This window comes from Bradyrhizobium jicamae (genome assembly GCF_001440395.1).
GTDB lineage: Bacteria > Pseudomonadota > Alphaproteobacteria > Rhizobiales > Xanthobacteraceae > Bradyrhizobium > Bradyrhizobium jicamae.
Map to the genome: position 1 here is coordinate 100,932 of NZ_LLXZ01000071.1, position 20,730 is coordinate 121,661.

Annotated in this window: 17 protein-coding genes; 6 read left to right on the plus strand and 11 right to left on the minus strand. The window is 63.6% G+C overall.

Translation table 11 applies throughout. The features are described 5' to 3' along the window. Positions 1-4: 4 nt before the first annotated feature. The 7 genes from CQ12_RS11920 to CQ12_RS11950 form a co-directional block, all read right to left on the minus strand. Positions 5-376 carry an SUF system Fe-S cluster assembly protein gene (locus CQ12_RS11920; RefSeq protein WP_057835494.1) on the minus strand — a complete coding sequence of 124 codons (372 nt, stop codon included), beginning with the start codon at positions 374-376 and terminating at the stop codon, positions 5-7. Next, complete coding sequence (locus CQ12_RS11925; protein ID WP_057835495.1) at positions 373-1,620, minus strand: cysteine desulfurase; 1,248 nt, start codon at positions 1,618-1,620, stop codon at positions 373-375. Before CQ12_RS11925 ends, CQ12_RS11920 begins: the two co-directional genes overlap by 4 nt. Further along, positions 1,617-2,942 (minus strand): Fe-S cluster assembly protein SufD, encoded by a 1,326-nt coding sequence (sufD, locus tag CQ12_RS11930; RefSeq protein ID WP_057835496.1) that lies wholly within the window; start codon positions 2,940-2,942, stop codon positions 1,617-1,619. Before sufD ends, CQ12_RS11925 begins: the two co-directional genes overlap by 4 nt. Before the next feature lie 17 nt (positions 2,943-2,959). Next, positions 2,960-3,715 (minus strand): Fe-S cluster assembly ATPase SufC, encoded by a 756-nt coding sequence (gene sufC / locus CQ12_RS11935; RefSeq protein ID WP_057835497.1) that lies wholly within the window; start codon positions 3,713-3,715, stop codon positions 2,960-2,962. 16 nt (positions 3,716-3,731) lie between these two features. After that, on the minus strand, positions 3,732-3,935 hold the full coding sequence (locus tag CQ12_RS11940; protein ID WP_057835498.1) for a hypothetical protein: 204 nt from the start codon (positions 3,933-3,935) through the stop codon (positions 3,732-3,734). A gap of 5 nt (positions 3,936-3,940) precedes the next feature. After that, a complete protein-coding gene (sufB, locus tag CQ12_RS11945; RefSeq protein WP_057835499.1) occupies positions 3,941-5,437 on the minus strand; it encodes a Fe-S cluster assembly protein SufB in 1,497 nt (498 codons plus the stop codon). A gap of 84 nt (positions 5,438-5,521) precedes the next feature. Then, positions 5,522-6,676, minus strand: coding sequence for a cysteine desulfurase family protein (locus tag CQ12_RS11950; protein WP_057835500.1), 1,155 nt, complete (start codon positions 6,674-6,676; stop codon positions 5,522-5,524). Positions 6,677-6,938: 262 nt separating this feature from the next. Between CQ12_RS11950 and CQ12_RS11955 the strand changes: the two genes are divergently transcribed. Continuing rightward, positions 6,939-7,586 carry an alpha/beta hydrolase gene (locus CQ12_RS11955; RefSeq protein ID WP_025589847.1) on the plus strand — a complete coding sequence of 216 codons (648 nt, stop codon included), beginning with the start codon at positions 6,939-6,941 and terminating at the stop codon, positions 7,584-7,586. A 381-nt stretch (positions 7,587-7,967) separates the two neighbouring features. Here the strand turns inward: CQ12_RS11955 and CQ12_RS11960 are convergent, their stop codons facing one another. Both CQ12_RS11960 and CQ12_RS11965 read right to left on the minus strand, forming a co-directional pair. Beyond that, positions 7,968-8,648, minus strand: a complete 681-nt coding sequence (locus tag CQ12_RS11960) for a glutathione S-transferase family protein (protein WP_057835501.1) — start codon at positions 8,646-8,648, stop codon at positions 7,968-7,970. 118 nt (positions 8,649-8,766) lie between these two features. Then, positions 8,767-9,867: an anhydro-N-acetylmuramic acid kinase gene (locus tag CQ12_RS11965; RefSeq protein WP_057835502.1), complete on the minus strand. Its 1,101-nt coding sequence runs from the start codon at positions 9,865-9,867 to the stop codon at positions 8,767-8,769. A gap of 177 nt (positions 9,868-10,044) precedes the next feature. Between CQ12_RS11965 and tyrS the strand changes: the two genes are divergently transcribed. Together tyrS and CQ12_RS11975 are read left to right on the plus strand one after the other, a co-directional pair. Further along, on the plus strand, positions 10,045-11,298 hold the full coding sequence (gene tyrS / locus CQ12_RS11970; protein ID WP_057835503.1) for a tyrosine--tRNA ligase: 1,254 nt from the start codon (positions 10,045-10,047) through the stop codon (positions 11,296-11,298). A 71-nt stretch (positions 11,299-11,369) separates the two neighbouring features. Then, positions 11,370-12,617: an MFS transporter gene (locus tag CQ12_RS11975; protein ID WP_057835504.1), complete on the plus strand. Its 1,248-nt coding sequence runs from the start codon at positions 11,370-11,372 to the stop codon at positions 12,615-12,617. On the opposite strand, the gene CQ12_RS11980 is transcribed toward CQ12_RS11975, so the two are convergent. Continuing rightward, on the minus strand, positions 12,607-13,533 hold the full coding sequence (locus CQ12_RS11980; protein WP_057835505.1) for a LysR family transcriptional regulator: 927 nt from the start codon (positions 13,531-13,533) through the stop codon (positions 12,607-12,609). The two genes, CQ12_RS11975 and CQ12_RS11980, sit on opposite strands and share 11 nt — an antisense overlap. Positions 13,534-13,631: 98 nt before the next feature. Between CQ12_RS11980 and bla the strand changes: the two genes are divergently transcribed. After that, positions 13,632-14,531, plus strand: a complete 900-nt coding sequence (gene bla, locus CQ12_RS11985) for a class A beta-lactamase (RefSeq protein WP_057835506.1) — start codon at positions 13,632-13,634, stop codon at positions 14,529-14,531. A gap of 62 nt (positions 14,532-14,593) precedes the next feature. On the opposite strand, the gene CQ12_RS11990 is transcribed toward bla, so the two are convergent. Continuing rightward, complete coding sequence (locus CQ12_RS11990; protein ID WP_057835507.1) at positions 14,594-18,253, minus strand: YhdP family protein; 3,660 nt, start codon at positions 18,251-18,253, stop codon at positions 14,594-14,596. A gap of 216 nt (positions 18,254-18,469) precedes the next feature. Here CQ12_RS11990 and CQ12_RS42120 point away from each other — a divergent pair, with 216 nt between their 5' ends. Continuing rightward, on the plus strand, positions 18,470-19,231 hold the full coding sequence (locus tag CQ12_RS42120; protein WP_083519250.1) for a peroxiredoxin: 762 nt from the start codon (positions 18,470-18,472) through the stop codon (positions 19,229-19,231). 101 nt (positions 19,232-19,332) lie between these two features. Next, positions 19,333-20,691 (plus strand): peptidoglycan DD-metalloendopeptidase family protein, encoded by a 1,359-nt coding sequence (locus tag CQ12_RS12000; protein ID WP_198164129.1) that lies wholly within the window; start codon positions 19,333-19,335, stop codon positions 20,689-20,691. The last annotated feature ends 39 nt before the right edge of the window (positions 20,692-20,730 follow it).

Sequence of the window (20,730 nt, forward strand, 5' to 3'; positions counted from 1 at the left end):
CCCTTCACCACATATTCAGGACGAGGCGCGCCTCGTCGGACATCCGATCCGGCGTCCAGGCCGGATCCCACACCAGATTGACACTCACGACACCGACGCCGGGCACGCTGGCGATGGCGTTCTCCACCATGGTCGGCAGTTCGCCGGCCGCCGGACAGTTCGGCGTGGTCAGCGTCATCGTCACGTCGACGGCGCGGTCGTCCTTGAGGTCGACCTTGTAGATCAGGCCGAGTTCATAAATGTCAGCCGGGATTTCCGGGTCGAACACCGTCTTTAGCGCGGCAACGATCTCGGTGCCCAGCCGCTCGGTCTCCTCCGGCGGCAGCGCCGAATTGGTTTCCATATTGGCTGACTTCACTTCGGCCGTATCACTCATGCGAACAAATCCCGCGCCTTGATCAGCGCCTGTGCCAGATGGTCGACTTCTTCCCGGGTATTATACATGCCGAACGATGCCCGGCAGGTGGCTGTGACATTGAACCGCTCTAAAAGCGGCATCACGCAATGGGTGCCGGCGCGCACCGCGATGCCCTGCCGGTCGATCACGGTCGCGACGTCGTGGGCGTGCGCCCCCTTCATCTCGAAGGAAATCACCGGCCCCTTGCCGCACGCAGTCCCGATCAGGCGCAGCGAATTGATTTCGCGCAGCCGTTCCTGGGCATAGGTCAGGAGATCGTGCTCGTGGGCGGCGATACGCTCCTTGCCGATCGATGTGACGTAATCGATCGCGGCGCCCAGCCCGATCGATTCCACGATGGCCGGCGTGCCGGCCTCGAATTTGTGCGGGGGATCGCCGTAGGTGATCCAGTCGCGGGCGACTTCGCGGATCATCTCGCCGCCACCGTTGAAAGGGCGCATCGCCACGAGGTGTTCGTGCTTGGCATAGAGGACGCCGATGCCGGTCGGCCCGTACAGCTTGTGGCCGGTGAAAACGTAGAAATCAGCGTCGATATCCTGCACGTCGACCGCCAGATGCACGGCGGCCTGGCTGCCGTCGATCAGCACCGGAATGCCGCGGGCGTGCGCCAGCTTCACCACGTCCTTGACCGGCACGAGCGTGCCGAGCGCGTTCGACATCTGGGTGATCGCGACGATCTTGGTGCGATCGGTCAGGAGCTTTTCGAACTCGTCGATCAGGAAGTTGCCTTCGTCATCGACCGGCGCCCATTTGATCACGGCACCATGGCGCTCCCTGAGGAAATGCCAGGGCACGATATTCGAGTGATGCTCCATGATGGAGATCACGATCTCGTCGCCCGCCTTGATGTTGGGCTCGCCCCAGGACGACGCCACGAGGTTGATTGCCTCGGTGGCGTTGCGGGTGAAGATGATCTCTTCGGTGCGCGCAGCGTTGAGGAACTTCGCCACCTTGGCGCGGCCGCCCTCATAGGCTTCGGTGGCAGCATTGGCGAGATAATGCAGGCCGCGATGCACGTTGGCGTACTCGCTCTTGTAGGCTTCCGTCATGCGGTCGAGCACGGCGGTCGGCTTCTGCGCGGAGGCGGCGTTGTCGAGATAGACCAGCGGCTTGCCATAGACCTTCATCGCCAGCGCCGGGAAATCCTCGCGCACGCGGTGGACGTCATAGGCCCCGTTTTTGACCGCTGGATGCTGACTCATGAACGCGCCTCCAGCCAACGCTGCGCGGCGGCGATCGCAAGCTCGCGCAGGTCGTCATTGACGATGGATTCAATGGCCTCGCCCACGAAAGCCTGGATCAGCAGCGCCTGCGCTTCCTTTTCGGACAGGCCGCGGGCGCGCAAATAGAACAGCAGGCTCTCGTCGAGCGCGCCGGTGGTGGCGCCATGGCCGCAGGTGACATCGTCGGCGAAGATTTCCAGCTCCGGCTTGTTGTCGGCCTCGGCGTCGTCGGACAGCAGAAGCGCACGCGTCATCATCTTGGCGTCGGTCTTCTGCGCATCCGGGCGCACGATGATGCGGCCCTGGAACACCGAATGGGCGCGGTCGTCGGCAACGGCGCGGAATACCTCGCGGCTGACGCAATGCGGCACCGCGTGATCCATGAACAGCGTGGTGTCGGCGTGCTGGCGGCCATTCAGTAGGTTCACGCCATTGGTCTCGACGCGGGAATGCTCGCCGGCAAACGCAATGGTCGCCTGGTAGCGGCTGACGGCCGCGCCCGAGGTCATGCCGAACGTGTTGAAGTGGGCGTGCGCGCCCAGCGTCAGCACGGCAGAGGAAATGTTGACGGCCTCGCGGGCGTCCTCAACCAGGCGGACATGGTCGAGCCGCGAATTGTCACCGATCGCGACAACCAACGAATCGTGAGCCTGATAGACTTTCGCGCCGTCAGCCGCGATGTAGCTCTCAACCAGCGTTGCGCCGGCATCCTTGCCGAGACGCAGCAGCGAGCGGGTGAACATCGCAGCCGGCGTAGCGCCGGTCGCGACATGAATGACCTGCAGCGGCTGCTTCAGCACGACGCCATTGGCGATCTCGATCACCACGCCATCGGTCATCATCGCGCTGTTGAGCGCGACCAAGGGGTTGGCGCTGTCGGGGGTGAACAGTTGGGTCTGCAGCGCGGCGTCGCCGCCCTCCAGCACCTCCCGCAGGGTGCGGATGGCAAGGCCCTTCTCCAACCCGTCCAGTTCGGAGAGCTTCGGCGCGAACGCGCCGTCGACCAGCACCAGCCGGCGGGCTCCCTTGATCGCCTGCAGCTTGACGGCGGCCGCAGCCCGCTTGAGTGCGGCCGCATCCGGCGCGGGCGCCAGCGGCAGCACCTCGCGCATCAGCGCGCGCAGATCGGTGTATTTCCAGTCTTCGATACGCCGGTGCGGCAGGCCTACGCGATCATAGGCGTCGAACGCGGCGCTTCGCGCCTCGGCGACCTTGCCTGTGCCCGGCAGCCGATCGCGCGCGACGGCAAAGCTGTCGCTCAGCGGGCGTCCGGTCTCGTTCTTTGCCAAAGCCAAATTCATCACAAATCCGTTTCGCGTCAGGCTGCGTCTTCGAACTGGGCGTAGCCGGAAGCCTCGAGCTCCAACGCCAGATCCTTGCCGCCGCTTTTCACCACCCGGCCCTTCGACATCACGTGCACGAAGTCGGGCACGATGTAGTTGAGCAGGCGCTGATAGTGGGTGATGACGACCATGGCGCGCTCCGGCGAACGCAGCGCATTGACGCCGTCGGCGGCGACGCGCAGCGCGTCGATGTCGAGGCCGGAATCCATTTCATCGAGAATGCAGACGGCCGGCTCGAACAGCGCCATCTGCAGGATCTCGTTGCGCTTCTTTTCGCCGCCGGAGAAGCCGACATTGACGCCGCGCTTGAGCATGTCCTGCGGAATGTTGAGCGACTTCGCGACCGCGCGGACCTTCTTGAGAAACTCCGGAGACGTAAGCGGGCTCTCGCCGCGCGCTTTGCGCTGGGCGTTCAATGCGGTGTGCAGGAAATTCCAGGTGGTCACGCCGGGGATTTCGACCGGGTACTGGAACGCCAGGAACACGCCCTTGGCAGCGCGCTCGTCCGGGTCCATCTCCAGCAAGTCTTCGCCCCTGAACAGGATCTGGCCGTCGGTGACTTCATAGCCCGGCTTGCCGGCGATGACATGAGAGAGCGTCGATTTGCCGGAGCCGTTCGGCCCCATGATCGCATGCACCTCGCCCGGGTTCACGGTCAGCGTCAGCCCGTGGAGAATCTCACGCTCCTCAACGCGGACCTTCAGGTCTTTCACTTCAAGCAACGCAGTCATTTTGTTTCCTTGTGGCCTACAACGCCCGAATTAAAGCCGGAAGGCAAAGCCAGGCAAAGAAACCCAGCGCTCCACCACCGGCAGCCAACTTGCCGAATTCGGTAACATCACTCCACCCCGCCAAGCCGCCGATCAGGGCAGCGAACGCGCCAACGATTGCAATGAACAAAAAGATCGCAAATGGCGCAAACCGGACGAAAGCGATGACGTTACCGATCATCTGACCTACCCGACGCTTCCCTCCAGCGAGATCGAGATCAGCTTCTGCGCCTCAACTGCGAACTCCATCGGCAGTTGCTGCAACACGTCCTTCACGAAGCCGTTGACCACGAGACCAACAGCTTCTTCCTGCGAGAGCCCGCGCTGGATGCAATAGAACAGCACGTCCTCGGAAATCTTCGACGTCGTCGCCTCATGCTCGAAGGTCGCCGACGAGTTCTTCGCCTCGACATAGGGCACGGTATGCGCGCCGCACTTGTCGCCGATCAGAAGCGAGTCGCAGGCCGTAAAGTTGCGCGCGCCGGTCGCCTTGCGGTGCGCGGTGACGAGGCCGCGATAGGTGTTCTGCGAGACGCCTGCCGCGATTCCCTTGGAGATGATTCGGCTCGACGTGTTCTTGCCGAGATGGATCATCTTGGTGCCGCTATCGACCTGCTGGTGACCGTTCGAGATCGCGATCGAGTAGAACTCGCCACGCGAATTGTCGCCGCGCAGGATGCAGCTCGGATATTTCCAGGTGATCGCCGAACCGGTCTCGACCTGGGTCCATGAAATCTTCGAGTGGTTGCCGCGGCAGTCGCCACGCTTGGTGACGAAATTGTAGATGCCGCCGACGCCTTCGGAATTGCCGGGGTACCAGTTCTGCACCGTCGAATACTTGATCTCGGCATCGTCGAGGGCAACGAGTTCAACGACGGCGGCATGAAGCTGGTTCTCGTCACGCTGCGGTGCGGTACAGCCTTCGAGATAGCTGACGTAAGAACCCTTGTCGGCGATGATCAGCGTGCGCTCGAACTGGCCGGTGTTGCGCTCGTTGATGCGGAAATAGGTCGACAGCTCCATCGGGCAGCGCACGCCCGGCGGCACATAGACGAACGAGCCGTCGGAGAACACCGCCGAGTTCAGCGTCGCAAAGTAATTGTCCGAGGTCGGAACGACTGAGCCGAGATACTGCTTCACCAGCTCGGGATGCTCGCGGATCGCCTCCGAGATCGGCATGAAGATCACGCCGGCGGCCTTCAGCTCCTTCTGGAACGTGGTCGCCACTGAAACCGAGTCGAATACCGCGTCGACCGCAATCTTGCGGTTGGCCGACGGCTCGCTACCGGGCGGCGGCTCGACGCCTTCGAGAATGGCGACTTCGCGCAGGGGAATGCCGAGCTTCTCGTAGGTCTTGAGAATCTCCGGATCGATTTCGTCGATCGAGGACAGCGTCTTCTTCGGCTTCGGCGCCGCGTAGTAGTGAATGTCCTGGTAGTCGATCTTCGGATAGTTGACGCGCGCCCAGGTCGGCTCGGTCATGGTCAGCCAGCGGCGATAGGCCTCCAGGCGCCATTCCAGCATCCAGGCTGGTTCGTTCTTTTTTGCAGAGATGAAGCGGACGGTGTCTTCCGAGAGACCCTTGGGGGCCTTCTCCGACTCGATAAGTGTCTCAAACCCATATCGATACTGGTCGACGTCGATGCGCTTCACGCGCTCGACCGTCTCTTGTACGGCTGGCATTCCATCCTCCGCTCGCGGTTTCAAGGACCGCGGTGGAACAAAATCTGTGACGAAGCCTGTCCGGCGAAACGCTCTTAGAACGGTTCAAGCCGTGTTTCGTCGCCCTCTAAGTAAGGCATCGGCAAGCTTTCGCCAAGCCTTGAGGGCCAAATCTATGTCTGTCTCAGAGGTAGACCAGCCCAGACTGATCCGCACCGCTCCCTGGGCCAGATCCTTGCCAAATCCCATCGCAGCCAGGACGTGCGACGGTTGCACCTTGCCGGAGGAACAGGCAGAGCCCGAAGATACCGCAATACCGCCGAGATCGAAGCCGATCACGGCCGTTTCAGCCTTCAGCCCTGGAACCGTAAACAGAGTGGTATTGGGTAACCGCGGCGTGCTTTCGGAAAACACAATTATATCAGCGGTTTGCTTGAGCCCCTTCTCAAAGCGCGCGCGCAGGGTCTGAAGCCGGTCGGCATTGTCAGCCAGTTGCGCCGTCGCGGCTCCGGCCGCAGCGCCAAAGGCTGCGATGCCGGCCACATTCTCAGTGCCCGCCCGGCGTCCGAGTTCCTGCCCGCCGCCGCGCAACAGCGGCTCGCTCCCCTGCACGCCCTCGGCCAGAACCAACGCGCCAACGCCCTTGGGGCCGCCAATCTTGTGCGCAGACAGCGTGACCAGATCGGCCTGCATCGCCTTGATATCGATCGGTATTTTTCCCAGTGCCTGGATCGCGTCGACATGCACCACCCCGCCGGCTTGATGCGCGATCTCAGCGACTTCGGCGACTGGTTGAATGGCGCCGGTCTCGTTATTGGCTGACATCACCGACACCAGCGCCGGCGGCCCGTCCGCCAGCACAGCGCGCAGATGATCGAGATCCACCACGCCGGCGCTGGAGACATTGATGGACGCGATCGCGTCGGCCGGAAACCGTCCCCCTGACATCACCGATGGATGCTCGATGGCCGAGACCAGCAGACGCTGGACCGGCCAGCCTGAGCCGCAGCGCAATCCCGGCGTCAGCGCCATGGCATTGGCTTCGGTACCGCCGGAGCAAAACACCACGTCCTGCGGCCGGACTGACACGGCCGCCGCCACGGCGGCCCGCGCATCCTCGACCAGTCGGCGCGCCTGCCGGCCTTCGGCATGAACCGAGGACGGATTGCCGGCCATGTCCCAGGCAGCCGCCAACGCCTGCCGCGCCTCCGGGCGAAGCGGCGTGGTTGCATTCCAGTCGAGATAGACCCGATCAGCCATCTGTATTATATTACCTATATTGGCAGGGATCTTTCGCGCGCGAGCGCCAGACGCCTTATTGCAATTGGCGATCGCGCCGTCTGCAGGCAATCGCAAACTAGCATCTTGAACCGCCTTCTAGATGTTCAAGATGCTTGCTTTTTGCCCCTCGCCTCATGTTAGAACGCCGCCACCAGTTCACGGGAGCGTCGTTCGCGCATCGCCCAGCGACGCCTGATCACATTCTCTCCGCCGGATCACATCCGTTGCCCAGGGATCATCAATGCCTGAAGTAATCTTCACCGGCCCCGCAGGCCGCCTCGAAGGCCGTTATCATCCGGCCAAGCAGAAGAACGCGCCGATCGCGATGATCCTGCATCCGCATCCGCAGTTTCACGGCACGATGAATCACCAGATCGTCTACCAGTGCTACTACGCGTTTGCGCATCGCGGCTTCTCGGTCTTGCGTTTCAATTTCCGCGGCGTCGGCCGCAGCCAGGGCTCGTTCGATCACGGCACCGGCGAATTGTCAGACGCCGCCTCCGCGCTCGACTGGGCGCAGACCATCAATCCCGAAGCGCGCGCCTGCTGGGTCGCGGGCTTCTCGTTCGGCGCCTGGATCGGCATGCAGCTTCTGATGCGCCGGCCCGAGGTCGAAGGATTCATTTCGATCGCGCCGCCCGCCAACCTCTATGACTTCTCGTTCCTCGCGCCCTGCCCGTCCTCGGGCCTGATCGTGCATGGCGAGAAGGACGCGGTGGTGCCGCCGAAGGACGTCAACACGCTCGTCGAGAAGCTGAAGACGCAGAAGGGCATCGTGATCGATCAGCAGATCATCCCGGGCGCGAACCACTTCTTCGACGGCAAGCTCGAGCCGCTGATGGAGACGGTGACCGGCTATCTCGATATGCGGCTCGCCAACGTGCGCTGAGCCACGGCGATGCTCTGTAGGGTGGGTTAGGCGAAGCCGTAACCCACCGACGTTTTCCAGGGCGGCGGATTACGCTCCGGTAATCCGCCCTACGCTGCCCACCGCTTCACGCCCGGGACACGGAGCCTGCGCTACGTTACAACTCCGCTCATGAAGAAGTTCAGCTATGGGCAGTTCAGTGATGGTCAGGAAGGACGCCCCCGATCATCTGCGGCCCGGGGAGCCAGCTTCGGTATTTGGAGTTTTCCTTCCACGGGATCGGAAGGGATCACATTTCGACCAGTTTACACCCGGCGTTGTGTATTCCGTCGAATACAGAGATGGCAAAGCTGCGGACATTCACGAGAATTATCTCGAGACCCTGTAACCCATCCTGAAACATCAAGCCGCCAGCTTCAGCATGTGTGCGTCATGGCGCACCAGGAACGCGTGCAGCAATTGCGGATAGTCGGCCCCCACCGCCGTGCGTACGCTCGGCCGCTTGGCCAATTCCTCCCGCCATGCGCGAACCTTCGGCGTATCGGCAAAGACCGAGAGATCGGTCAACTCATCGAACACGTCGAAATAACGGAAGACCGGCGCGAACACTGCGTCCACCAGACTGAAATGTTCGCCGGCGAAGAACGGGCCCTTCCCTAGCGCCTCCTCGACGCGCGCAAATTTTGCGGCAACCGCCTGCCGCTTGCTTTCGAACACCGCGGGATCGCCCGTTGTCTCCAGGCCCCATAGCTCGCTCAGAATCGTCGAACCGAACTCCATCCAGGCCCTGTGCTGCGCGCGCTGCAGCGCATCCTGCGGATGCAGCTTTGCGCCGGCTTGCGTCTCCTCGATGTATTCGCAAATCACGTTGCTCTCGAACAGCGCGATCTCCTTGCCGTCGTCGCCGGTCACGACGAGCACCGGTACCTTGCCGAGCGGCGATATCTTCAAGAACCAGTCCGGCTTGTTGGCGAGATCGATGTCGACCCGCTCGAACGGAACGCCCTTTTCGTTCAGCGCGATCACGGCGCGCTGCACGTAAGGGCAAAGTTTGTGGCTGATCAAAGTGAGCTTTTGCGCCATGACGACCTCCCAAGGCGAAGGCCGCCCGCCCTCGCTCCATGCATCTGCATCCAAATTAGATGCGTATGCATGCAGTCGTCAAGGTCGATGCAACTGCATCAACATATCGCGAACCGCGTCACGGCCGCGCGATGATGCCGCCGGTCATCGGGATCGGTACCCCTGTGGTGGCGGGGTAGCTCAGCGGCAGGCCTTTCAGGCCGCGCGCCGCCAGAAATCCAAACGCCTGCGCCTCGATGGCGTCGGAGGCCCAGCCCAGCGTATCCGCCGCCTGGACCTGCGCCGGCGCCAGGCATTCGCGCAGCATCCGCAGCATGGTCATGTTGCGGGCGCCGCCGCCGGCCACGATCCAGCTCTTAGGCTCCTTTGGCAGCAGCGGTACTACCCGGGCGATTGCAGCCACCGTAAACGCAGTCAGCGTCGCCGCCCCATCCTCCGGCGGCATATCGCCGAGCTTCAGCCCGGCAAAATCGTTGCGATCGAGTGATTTCGGCGGCGGCAGCGCAAAGAACGGCATCGCCAGCGCGCGGTTGATCCAGGCCGCATCGACCTTGCCGAGCGCTGCGGTACGGCCCTCGGTATCGAAGCGCTGGTTCATGCGACGGAGCATGTGGTCGTCGAGCAGCGCGTTGCCCGGGCCGGTATCGCAGGCGATCAGCGTATCGCCGTCGATATAGGTGATGTTGGCGACCCCGCCGATATTGACCACGACGGTCGGCCCCTCCCGCTCCAGCGATTGGGCCAGCGCGCGGTGATAGACCGGCACAAAGGGGGCGCCCTGGCCGCCGGCTTCGACGTCGGCAGCGCGGAAATCGTACATGACCGGGATGTGGATAGCCTTGGCCAGCATCAGCGCGTCGCCGATCTGGACCGTCAGCCTTTTCTCGGGCCGGTGCAGCACGGTCTGGCCGTGGAAGCCGACAATGTCGATGTCGTCGAAACGCATCCGGTGTTGCGCGGTAAAGGCAGCCACCGCCTCGGCATGGGCCGTTGTAACGACCCGTTCGGCCTCGCGCAGGCACCCGGGCCGGGCCGTGCGATCCGGCAGGTCGGCGGCCTCGTACAGCGCCTGGCGCAGCAGGCCGCGCTCCGTGTCGGTATAGGGGCGGTATCCGGACGGTCCGAGCGCATTGACCCGGCGCCCGTCAGTTTCAATCAAAGCGACATCGACCCCGTCAAGCGAGGTGCCGCTCATCAAACCCAATGCCGTCAACATCATAGCAGATTGTGCCTTTGAAACGCCCTGCTCGATACGTCCCGCCGACGACGATCAGCTTGTGCCAAACACGCACATCTTATAATGCCACAGCGCCCGGCCCTGCGGCAGCCTGTTCCGCGATGGTTCCGCAAAGCAGTTACAATTACAGTGAAAATAGAATGATCAAAGCGCCCGCCAATGACCGCATTTAAATCAGATTTCCTGAACATTTTACAGGAGCGCGGCTTCATCCACCAGTGCTCCGATTTCGAGGGTCTCGACGCGCTGGCGGCGAAGGGCCAGGCGATCGCCTATGTCGGCTACGACTGCACGGCGCCGTCGCTCCATATCGGCAATTACCTCACCATGATGATGCTGCACTGGCTGCAGCAGAGCGGCAACAAGCCGATCACGCTGATGGGCGGCGGCACCACCATGGTCGGCGACCCCTCCGGCAAGGATGAATCGCGCGCCATCCGCTCGATTGCGGAAATCGAGGCCAACAAGGCTTCTATCCGGGGCGTGTTTTCCAAGGTATTGCGCTACGGCAACGGCGCCAGCGACGCGATCATGCTGGATAATGCCGAGTGGCTGACCAAGCTGAACTGGATCGAGATGCTGCGCGATATCGGCCGGCATTTCTCCGTCAACCGCATGCTGACGATGGACTCGGTGCGGCTCCGGCTCGAGCGCGAGCAGGAGATGAGCTTCATCGAATTCAACTACATGGTCTGCCAGGCCTACGACTTCGTCGAGCTGGCGCGGCGCACCGGCTGCCGGCTGCAGATGGGCGGCTCCGACCAATGGGGCAACATCGTCAACGGTGTGGATCTCGGCCGCCGCATGGGCACGGAGCAATTGTTCGCGCTGACCACGCCGCTGCTGACGACCGCTTCCGGCGCCAAGATGGGCAAGACCGCACAGGGCGCGGTGTGGCTCAACGCCGACCAGTTCTCGCCCTACGATTTCTGGCAATACTGGCGCAACGCCGAGGACGCCGACGTCGTCAAGTTTCTAAAGTTGTTCACGACCCTGCCGATGAGCGAGATCGCAAAGCTCGCAGCGCTGCAGGGCGGTGAGATCAACGAAGCCAAGAAGGTGCTGGCGACGGAGGCGACCGCGCTGCTGCATGGCCGCGACGCCGCCGACACCGCCGCCGAGACTGCCCGGCAGACGTTCGAGCAAGGCGCGATCGCGGAGAACCTGCCCACCGTGGAAGTTTCGCGCGGCGAGCTCGAGGCCGGCGCGGGCGTCGTGGGGCTATTCGTCAAGGCAGGCCTCGTGGCCTCGAACGGCGAAGCACGGCGCCAGATCAAGGGCGGCGGCTTGCGCGTCAACGATGCCGCCGTGACCGACGAGAAGATGGTGCTGACGGCATCCAACCTCACGCCGGAAGGCGTTATCAAGCTTTCCATGGGGAAGAAAAAGCACGTGCTGCTGAAGCCGGCCTGACCCAAGCCTTGCATAGGCGCATTCGCTTTTGACGCTTGCGGGTCTTGGCGGAAACGCGCTCCCTGCATGTCATGGATAGCAAAGCGCCAGAGCAAGACGCGTCGGCCAGGCCGCTCAAGCCGGAGCGGGTTGCGCTCAACGTGCTGGCGCTGTGCTTTACGCTGGCGCTGCTCGGCCGCGGGCTCGGCGAGAGCTTTACGGTTTTCCTGAAGCCGATCGCGGAGAATTTCGGCTGGGACCGTGCGGAAGTGGTCTCGGTCTATTCGCTGACCTGGCTGGCGGGCGGGCTGATGGCCCCGGTGGTCGGCCGGCTGTTCGATCGTTACGGCCCGCGCACCGTCTATTCCCTCGGGCTACTGCTGCTCGGCGGCGCGTTTCTGGGGGCCTCTCACGCGCAGGCGCTGTGGCAATTGCAGTTGAGCACCGGGCTCGCCGTCGGGATCGGCATCGCCTTCATCGGAAACGTGCCGAACTCGATCCTGCTCGGCCGCTGGTTCGGCCCGCGGCTGCCTACCGCGATGGCGATCGTCTATTCCGCAACCGGCGCCGGCGTTCTGGTGCTGCTGCCGGCGTCGCAACTCCTGATCGATTACGTCGGCTGGCGCGGCGCCCACCAGATTTTCGGCATCATCACGCTGTGCCTGCTGGTGCCGTTGCTGCTGTTGCCATGGCGGCTGTTCGCCACGGGCTCGCCGCACGTCACCAGGAAAGCCGATCCGGATCTTGTTGACGACGGCTGGACGCTCGCCAGCGCGATGCGCCACCACGCGTTCTGGGCGCTGTTCTCGACCTTCTTCTTCACCGCCGTCGGCATGTACGCGATCTCGGCGCAGATCGTCGCCTATCTGATCGATGCCGGCTTCCCGCCGCTGCAGGCCGCAACCGCCTGGGGTTTTTCCGGCGTCGTGCTGCTGTTCGGCATGCTGGGCGTGACCCAGCTCGACGCGATGATCGGACGCCGGCCGTCGGTATTGCTCAGCTACGCCATCTCGATTCTGGGCATCATCCTGCTCTGGCTGTTGCAGTACTATCCGAACTTCTGGCTGCTCGGTGCCTTCGTCGTGACCTTCGGCAGCATGATTGGCTCGCGCGGGCCGCTGATCACGGCGACCGCGATGAAGATCTTTCGCGGCGAGCGCGTCGGCACCATCTTCGGCACGATCGCGATCGGCAGCGGCCTTGGCTCGGGATTGGGCGCGTGGGCCGGCGGCCTGATCCACGACTGGACCCACAGCTACAACCCCGTGATCGCGTTCGCGCTGATCGCGGTGGTGCTGGGGATGATCCCGTTTCTGGTCGTCCCGGCGCTCAGACGGTAGTCAGGTCTCGGCTCGCTTGCCGGGGGCTGCTGTTTTTTGCTGCGATCGTTTCAAGCAGCCAGTTCTTGAATGAGAGCATGGCCTGTGTCGGTTGCCGGGAGTGCAGCGACGTAATCCAGTAATCGCCGAGCGCTACTTCGATCTGAAAAGGGCGTATCAGCCGCCGTCGACGAATCTCGTCCTGAAACAACGCCGGCGGCAACAACGCAACGCCGAAACCGCGCGCCGCTGCACTGGCGATCGTGATCGATGAATCGAACACCATTCCCTTGGGCACCGGACTCTGCAGTCCCGCCGCGGCAAACCACCGTGGCCATTCCTCCTGCCGGTAGGAGCGCAGCAGCACCTCGCGCTTGAGATCGGCCGGACGGCTCAGCCTGCGAGCCAGCGACGGCGCGCAGAGCGGGGTAAATGGCGCGCCCATCAAGTGGGTCGCATCGGTCCCGTGCCAAAGACCATCGCCAAACCTGATCGCGTAATCGAGGCCCTCACCCGCGATGTCGATACGGTTATTGTTGGTGAACAGACGCAGATCGATCCGCGGATGCGCCTTCCTGAAGGCATCGAGCCGCGGCAGCAGCCATCCCGAAGCGAAGGTGCCGACGACGCCGACTGCGATGACGTCCTGGTAGTGGCCGTCTTCAAAACGATTGAGCGTTTCGGTGAGCCGGCCGAAGGCCTCGACAATGCTCGGCAGCAGCAACTGCCCTTCATCGGTGAGTGCGACCCCGCGGGGTAGCCTGCGAAACAACTGCACGCCAAGCCGGTCCTCCAGCACCTTCACATGCTGGCTGACGGCCGCCTGCGTGACCCGAAGTTCCAGGCCCGCACGGGTGAAGCTGAGGTTGCGCGCTGTCGCCTCAAAAGCCCGCAGCGCATTGAGCGGAAGGTGCGAAAGCTTCGTCCGGCGCCGCATTGCTAGTCCCTAGTTTTTCTTATGCCTGCCCGCAGAACTGATCGTTTGTCAAGATTACGGCCTGTCGGCACCTTCCTGCACGCAGCAAGGAGAGATTCATGACGATCACGAGAAGAAGGTTCCAGCTTGGATGCGGCGCAGCGCTGGTAGCGACTGCCTTGAGCGGCCGGCTGAAAACGGTACAGGCATCGCCCTCAAATCAGCGACTGATCGACGAGATCAAGCGTCTGGAGCGCGAGAGCGGCGGCCGGCTCGGTGTTTGTGTGCTGGACACTGCAACGGGCGCTCGTCACGTCCACCGCGGTGACGAACGCTTTCCGATGTGCAGCACCTTCAAGGCGCTGGCGGCCGCCGCGATCCTGGCGCGGGTGGATGCCGGCAAGGAACAATTGACGCGGCGCGTCACCTTTGAAGCATCTGCACTCGTCACGTACTCGCCCGTTACCGAAAAGCACGCCGGCCGCGACGGCATGACGCTCGCTGAAATTTGCGAGGCGGCGGTGACGCTGAGCGACAACACGGCCGGCAATCTGCAACTCGCCAGCATTGGTGGACCTTCGGGGCTGACGTCGTTCGCACGGAGTCTCGGCGACCAGATCACGCGGTTGGACCGGGATGAGCCCTCGCTCAACGAGGCTTTGCCCGACGATCCCCGCGACACCACAACACCGAATGCCATGGCTTCCAATTTGCAGGCTCTCGTCGTTGGAACTACGGCGCTGTCGGCGCCATCGCGCGAGCAACTGACAGCATGGCTGGTCGCCAACAAGACCGGCGATACAAGGCTGCGCGCAGGCCTTCCGAAAGACTGGCGCGTCGGCGACAAGACCGGCACAGGTGCGCGAGGCACGAACAATGACGTCGCCGTGATCTGGCCTCCCGGCAAGGCGCCCATCGTGATCACGGGCTATCTGACTGGCGCCACCGTTCCTGCCGCGCAGCAAAACGCCATCTGGGCTTCGGTCGCACGGGCGGTCTCGGCCATGGCATCCGGGTAGGTCCGAGATGCAGGCAGCATCAGTCGATCGTCCACGGCCCCGTCTTGTCGCGGGCCGCCTGCCTAGTTGTTCGGCGGGAGCTCGATCGGGGTGTTCTGCTTGCCGGTGTTGAATTCCATGATCTTTCGCGTCACGCCCGGAAACATCGCCGAAATCGGATTGACGCGCAGCACTGGCTGGCCGGGCGTGCCGACCACTTCGTAGGTCACGCCGATCAGGCCCTCATTGCTGCCGCCACCGAGAATTATGCCGAGCACGGGAAGCTGGCCGAACATGTTGTTCAATCCGTACATCGGAATGAAGGTGCCGCTCATGCGTACCTGATTGGCGACAGTATCGATGCTGCCTTCGATGGTCGCACCGATCATCGGTCCCTTCACGACACCATCGCGGATCGACAGCTGTCCGTTCTGCCGGGTGAACTCGGCTCGCAACGCGGTAAAGGAAACGCCGCTTTGAGTGCCGGTGGAATTGCCCGCGGCCACACGATCGAGCGAAGCTTCACCCCTGATGGAGAAGTCGCGGACGTTGATCAGACCTTCCTTTGCGCTGGGTTCGACCGTTGGCGGCTCAAGGGCAAGCGACAATTGTCCGCCGACCACCTTGGAGTACATGTCGGTGAAGCGGAAGAACGCGCCGGCGTCGTTGGTTTGCAGCACGATGATGTCGCGTCCATGCCCCGCTCCGCGGCCACGCAGATCGGCCGTCACGGGCGTATCGCGTCCGACCTTGCCGGAGAGCGTAAAGTTCTTGACGATGCCATTGCGGCGGGAGAACTTGCTGTCGACGCTGCGTAGCGCCTCGCCGTTGAAGCCCGCGACCGCGCCGAGCTTGATGTCGATGTCGAGGTCGATGTTCCTCGACTTGCTCTTGGGATCGGCGCCCGAGATCGCCGATTTGAGGAAGCCGCGGCCGTCGAACACGTCGCCGCGCATCATGACCTTGACGACGCCGTCGGCGCCGCGCTCGGCCTTCAAGTTGGTCTTGTCGCCATCCGACGGCGCGTAAGTCGGGAAGTTCGCGCTCATCAGGTCGCCGTTCTGGTCGACTTCGAGCGATCCCTTGATCGAAACGCCGCCGCCTTCGACCACGATATCCTGGAACAGCGTCGACTGTTCCTTCTTCACGACATTGAACGTCGCCTTGCCCGACTTGCCGGGCACCTTGACCCAGCCCGGCAGGATGTTGTCGAGCCGCAGCGAGGTCAGGTCGGCCTCGATGCCGACGCGGCTGTCGTTCTCGCCGATCTTGCCGACCACCTTGATCGGGATCGAGCCGCTCACGGCGGGTCCGAGATCGATCCCGAGCCGAGCGCGGCTGGCATCATCCAGCGTGGCCTGCAGGCGGATATCGGCGTCGCCCTCGCTCGCCTTGCGATAGTCCAGCGAAGCCGCCTGCCCGTTGATCTTGACGTCGCCCTTGACCTGATAGCCGGCATTGTTGGCCAGCACCTTCAGCGCGTTGGCCTCCAGCTTCTGGTTCATCACGAGCTTGTCGGCAGCAAAACCACTGAGGTCACCAATCACCGTGTAGGTGGTGTCGGCCTTGGTCATCGAGCCCTTGACCGGCATGCCGAGCGTGATGGTGGCGGCAACGTTTCCCTTGCTGGCGTTCGGATCGATCAGCGTGCCGGAGAGATCGCTGATCCGGTCGGAGGCCAGAATCTCGGCCGCGGCCGGCACCGGACAATCCACCCTGAATTTCACCTTTGATGGAGACGGTTTCGGCGCCATGTCCGGCACCTCGAAGATGAAATCCGAAATGTTGATCTTGCGCCCGGCGGGCGTGTCGGCAATTCCCTGCCCGATCGTTACCGTTGCGGTGCGGCCGGTAACCCGCGCTTTCAAGTCCGCATCGCGAACCGCCGGCATGTCGTCGACCGGACGCGCCGTCACGCCCGAGGCGACGATGTTGACGGCCAGGCCATCGTCCGGAATCGGTGGACCCTTGCGCGAGAGATTACGCACCGGCGAATTGACGCCGACTTCGATGCGCTGAAGCGTGCCGCGCTCGATCCGCTCGATCACCCATTCACGCACTTCGGGCACGATCAGGATCGGCCACATCCGCTTCAGCGCGGATGCCGACATCGGCGTACCCGCAAAACCAAGCTGCAGGCGGGCCTCGTTGGCATAGTCGATGCTGCCGGTGCCGGCGATGCCGATCTCGCCGTTGCTGATATCGGCCTGGGTGAGCAGCACGCGCTTGCGGTCGGTGTCGAACTTCATCCCGATCGAGATGCGGTTGAAGATCAACGGCGGTTCATTGTCGGTGCCGGCCAGCAGAATCGTGCCGCCGCTAAGGCCGGCCTGCCACTCGGTGGTGGCGCCGTTCGGCGGCTCGAGATGGCCGAGCAGCGTGATCCGATTCGCGCCGGAAACGACCTTGAAGGGCGCGACCAGCACACGCCGTCCGGAATCCCACTCGACGCTCATCTCCGCCGAATCGATCGGCATCGGATAATCGGGCGTATCGCTGTCGATGAGATGCCCGGCGCCCGCCGTGACCTTGCCGCGCAAATAGGTCGGCACGCCATCGCGGCCCAATTCACCCTTCAACTCGCCGGAAAGCGGCAGGTCCGCGCCGTAGGTAAGATCCTTGACCCGCATCGCCAGCAGGATGTTGGCTGCCGGCACCTTGTCGGCGCGAAGATCGACCGAGCGCACGCCGTTCTGCGGCGGCCCGACCACGACCTTCAGCGACCATGGACGCGCGCCCTCCTCGCCAAGGCTCACTGCGACCCCGCCGCCGCTCGGGCGGCGCATGCTGAGGCTGATATTGTCGAACGTCCACTTGTTCCCGCGCTGCTGATCATCGACGACGAGATTGCCGTTCTTGAGGCCGATCTCGTTCAGATTCTGCCCGTCGAGACCGGTCAGGCTGAGGCTGTCGAGCCAGTCGAGGCCGGCCAGCAATCCGTTCTGCGTCGGATCGGGCGCCATCGCCGGCGCACCTGGGGCGGGCGCAGGCGCCGCGCGGGGGAATGTCGGCGCCATGCCGGCATCGCGCTTGGAGGCAACGCCCGTCGCCAGCGGCTTGGCGGTGTCGCCGGCGGACACCGTCACCTGACCGTCCGGCGTGATTCGTACCGCGAGTTCGGCGTCGACCAGATTGAGGCTTTCGGCGCGCAGCCGGCCCATCAGCAGCGCCGTGCCTGAAAGTTTCACCTCGGCCTTCGGGGCGGTGGCGACAACGACCTGATCGCGGTCGCGGACCACGATGTCACGGATGCGCACCGCTATGCGAATCCGTCCGGCGCGCTCGATCTGCGTACCGCCGACCGCAACCGTATTGCCGTGGCCGATATTTTCCTCGATCGCGGCCGCGAGCCAGGGCGTCGCGATATCGAGATTGATGGGCCCGGCGCCAAGCCGCCACCACAGCCCGCCGAAGCAGCCGATGAAAATCACCGCCAGCACGGCGATCACGATCGCCAGGCGCTTGACCCAGCGTTCGCCGCTCATCCACCGCCGCAGCGCTGAGAACCTGTCGCCGGCACGGTGAAATCCGGAATCGGAACGCGACAGCAGGCGCCGCGCGCGGTAGCCGGCGGCTTCGTCCTGCTCCCAGCCCGCTGCGTCATCCCATTGCTGGGTCTCGGCACGCGGATTCGACCCCTTTGGCGAAGTATTCCTAGCCATTGCCTCTCGGTGCCGGCGCTGAGGTTGATCGCCGCCAAGGTCACGCTCTTCGATCTGTATCGAGCGCTCCTGTGCCGGCATCGCTGCCAATCCTCGATTAATACTGTTACTCGTGGTCGGACCCAAGGACTGATTGGGCGGCCCCATCGACGAGCGGACGGGTGTAGCGTCGAATTCCTTGTAACCATACTCCGGGGTCATCAAAGTTGCCCAGCAGCCGGAGCGAATCCGACGGCCAAAGGCGAGACCCGCAATACCCTAATGGTTGATCTGCGGAAAGCGACGAAAGGAAGGCGTATGTCCAAGAAAACGCGCATGAAATCCTCCAAGCCATCCTCCCAAAGCCGCAAGACGCCCGCTCGAAAACCATCCGCAGCCAAGGCCGCCCGCAAGCCGGCCCGCCCCGCCGCCGCGGCATCGGCCAAAAAGCCTGCCGCCAAGGTAGCGCCCAAGGCCGCCAAACCCGCCGCCAAGGAAACTGTCAAAAAACCGGCCAAGGCCGCCAAAACCGCATCAACCAAATCGTCGCACAAGCCGACACCTAAACAGTTAATAAAATCCGACCTATCGGATACACCCAAACCGGCTACCGGAACCGGGCTGGCCGAGGGCGCCCCGGCGCCCGCCTTCAGCCTGCCGCGGGATGGCGGCGGCAGCGCGTCGCTGGCCGACTATGCGGGAAGGAAACTGGTGCTATTTTTCTACCCCCGCGCCGACACCCCCGGCTGCACCCGCGAGGCGATCGACTTCACCCGACTCAGCAGCGCGTTCGCCGATGCAGGCGCCGCGGTGCTTGGCATCTCCGCCGACACCGTAAAGGCCCAGGAATCCTTTCGCGACAAGCACCAGCTTTCGGTTCCTCTGATCTCGGATGAGCAGCATGACATGCTGGAGGCGTATGGCGCCTGGGGCGAAAAATCGATGTATGGCAGGACCTTCATGGGAATTATTCGCACCACGGTTCTGATCGGCGCCGACGGGCGGATCGCCAGGATCTGGCGCAATGTCCGGGTCGACGGCCATGCCGACGAAGTGCTGGCCGCGGCTCTGGCCATCTGATGTGCCAGTTCCCATTTTCCAAAAATTAACCATGAGAGGGTCAAATCGGCCCCGCAAATTGAGCCGTACGGAACTTGTCTCCGACCGGCGCGGGAGTGCCGATGTCGTACCGTTCCGGTCATTATTCCGATCACCACCACCCTCATGACCATGGCCGTACGCCGCCGCGCCGGCCCGCGCCCCAGGCGGCAAGGGCCGCCGCCGCAGCCCTCGATGGCAATGGCTATGCCATCGTCCATGCCGGCAAGCAGGTCCGCTTCGGGCCGGTGGTATTCTGGATCGTGGTCGGTACGATCGTCCTGCTCGGCATGTGGTCGGCGGCGACCGCTACTTATTTCGCCTTTCGCGACGACGTCCTGACCCGGCTGATCGCCCGCCAGGCCGAGATGCAATACGCCTATGAAGACCGCATCGCGGAGCTGCGTGCCAAGGTTGACCGCACCACCAGCCGACAGTTGCTCGATCAGGAACAGTTCGACCAGAAGCTCGACCAGATCATGCGCCGCCAGACTGCGCTCGAATCGCGTGCGACTGCGCTCGGCGCTATGCCGGATGCTGCAGCGACCGGTTCGGTTCGGCCGCCGGCCCGCGGCGCCGCCGTGGAGCCCCCCGCTTCCGGCCCCCTGAAACCCTCCCCGATCAGCGACACCGTGATCTTCGTCGCGCCGCCGGATCGCGAAGCGCGACTGGAATCGCGCACGCCGATTATCGCCAAGCCGCAGCCAAATCAGTTTGCCAAGGTTCAAGGTGTCGACAACGTGCTGGTCCGCCTGCAGACCTCGCTCGATTCCGTCGAGCGGCGCCAGATGGCGGCGCTGAGCGCGGTCGAGGACAGCATGGAATCGCGCGTCCGCCGCATGCGCGGCGTGTTCACCGATCTCGGCCTCGACATGGCGCAACTCGAAGCGGCAACACCGCGTTCGGCGATCGGCGGCCCGTTCGTACCGGTGAAGCTGCCGGCCGACGCCGGCGCATTCGAACGCCAGCTCAACCGCATCAACCTCACCCGCGTCCAGATGCAGCGCCTCAACGCGACGCTGGCGCTGGTGCCCTACCGCAAGCCTGTCGTCGGCGAGGTCGAATTCACGTCTGGCTTCGGCGTGCGCAGCGATCCCTTCCTTGGCCGCCCGGCCATGCATACCGGGCTGGATTTCCGCGCCGCCACCGGCGATCCCGTGCGCGTCACCGCGAACGGGAAGGTCGTATCGTCGGGATGGATGGGCGGTTACGGCCGCATGGTGGAGGTCGATCACGGCAACGGCTTGTCGACCCGTTACGGCCATCTGTCGGAGATTCACGTCAGGGTCGGCGACGTCGTCAAGATCGGTCAGGTGATCGGCGCGGTCGGTTCGACCGGCCGCTCCACGGGTCCGCATCTGCATTATGAAACGCGGATCGACGGCGATGCAGTCGATCCGCAGAAGTTTTTGCGCGCCGGCGTGCGACTAAGCGCAGGATAGAGAGTTCCGCCGTCAGCGGCGCCCGCCTCCACCAGGACC

Bases quoted from the DNA above. Each gene is read 5' to 3' on its own strand.
- CQ12_RS11975 (WP_057835504.1), top strand. From the start codon at position 11,370: ATGGATAGCAAAGCGCCAGAGCAAGACGCGTCGGCCAGGCCGCTCAAG.
- CQ12_RS42120 (WP_083519250.1), top strand. From the start codon at position 18,470: ATGTCCAAGAAAACGCGCATGAAATCCTCCAAGCCATCCTCCCAAAGC.
- bla (WP_057835506.1), top strand. From the start codon at position 13,632: ATGACGATCACGAGAAGAAGGTTCCAGCTTGGATGCGGCGCAGCGCTG.
- tyrS (WP_057835503.1), top strand. From the start codon at position 10,045: ATGACCGCATTTAAATCAGATTTCCTGAACATTTTACAGGAGCGCGGC.
- CQ12_RS11965 (WP_057835502.1), bottom strand. From the start codon at position 9,867: ATGATGTTGACGGCATTGGGTTTGATGAGCGGCACCTCGCTTGACGGG.
- CQ12_RS11990 (WP_057835507.1), bottom strand. From the start codon at position 18,253: ATGCCGGCACAGGAGCGCTCGATACAGATCGAAGAGCGTGACCTTGGC.
- sufD (WP_057835496.1), bottom strand. From the start codon at position 2,942: ATGAATTTGGCTTTGGCAAAGAACGAGACCGGACGCCCGCTGAGCGAC.
- CQ12_RS12000 (WP_198164129.1), top strand. From the start codon at position 19,333: ATGTCGTACCGTTCCGGTCATTATTCCGATCACCACCACCCTCATGAC.
- CQ12_RS11920 (WP_057835494.1), bottom strand. From the start codon at position 376: ATGAGTGATACGGCCGAAGTGAAGTCAGCCAATATGGAAACCAATTCG.
- CQ12_RS11980 (WP_057835505.1), bottom strand. From the start codon at position 13,533: ATGCGGCGCCGGACGAAGCTTTCGCACCTTCCGCTCAATGCGCTGCGG.
- CQ12_RS11955 (WP_025589847.1), top strand. From the start codon at position 6,939: ATGCCTGAAGTAATCTTCACCGGCCCCGCAGGCCGCCTCGAAGGCCGT.
- CQ12_RS11950 (WP_057835500.1), bottom strand. From the start codon at position 6,676: ATGGCTGATCGGGTCTATCTCGACTGGAATGCAACCACGCCGCTTCGC.
- CQ12_RS11940 (WP_057835498.1), bottom strand. From the start codon at position 3,935: ATGATCGGTAACGTCATCGCTTTCGTCCGGTTTGCGCCATTTGCGATC.
- CQ12_RS11960 (WP_057835501.1), bottom strand. From the start codon at position 8,648: ATGGCGCAAAAGCTCACTTTGATCAGCCACAAACTTTGCCCTTACGTG.
- sufB (WP_057835499.1), bottom strand. From the start codon at position 5,437: ATGCCAGCCGTACAAGAGACGGTCGAGCGCGTGAAGCGCATCGACGTC.
- CQ12_RS11925 (WP_057835495.1), bottom strand. From the start codon at position 1,620: ATGAGTCAGCATCCAGCGGTCAAAAACGGGGCCTATGACGTCCACCGC.
- sufC (WP_057835497.1), bottom strand. From the start codon at position 3,715: ATGACTGCGTTGCTTGAAGTGAAAGACCTGAAGGTCCGCGTTGAGGAG.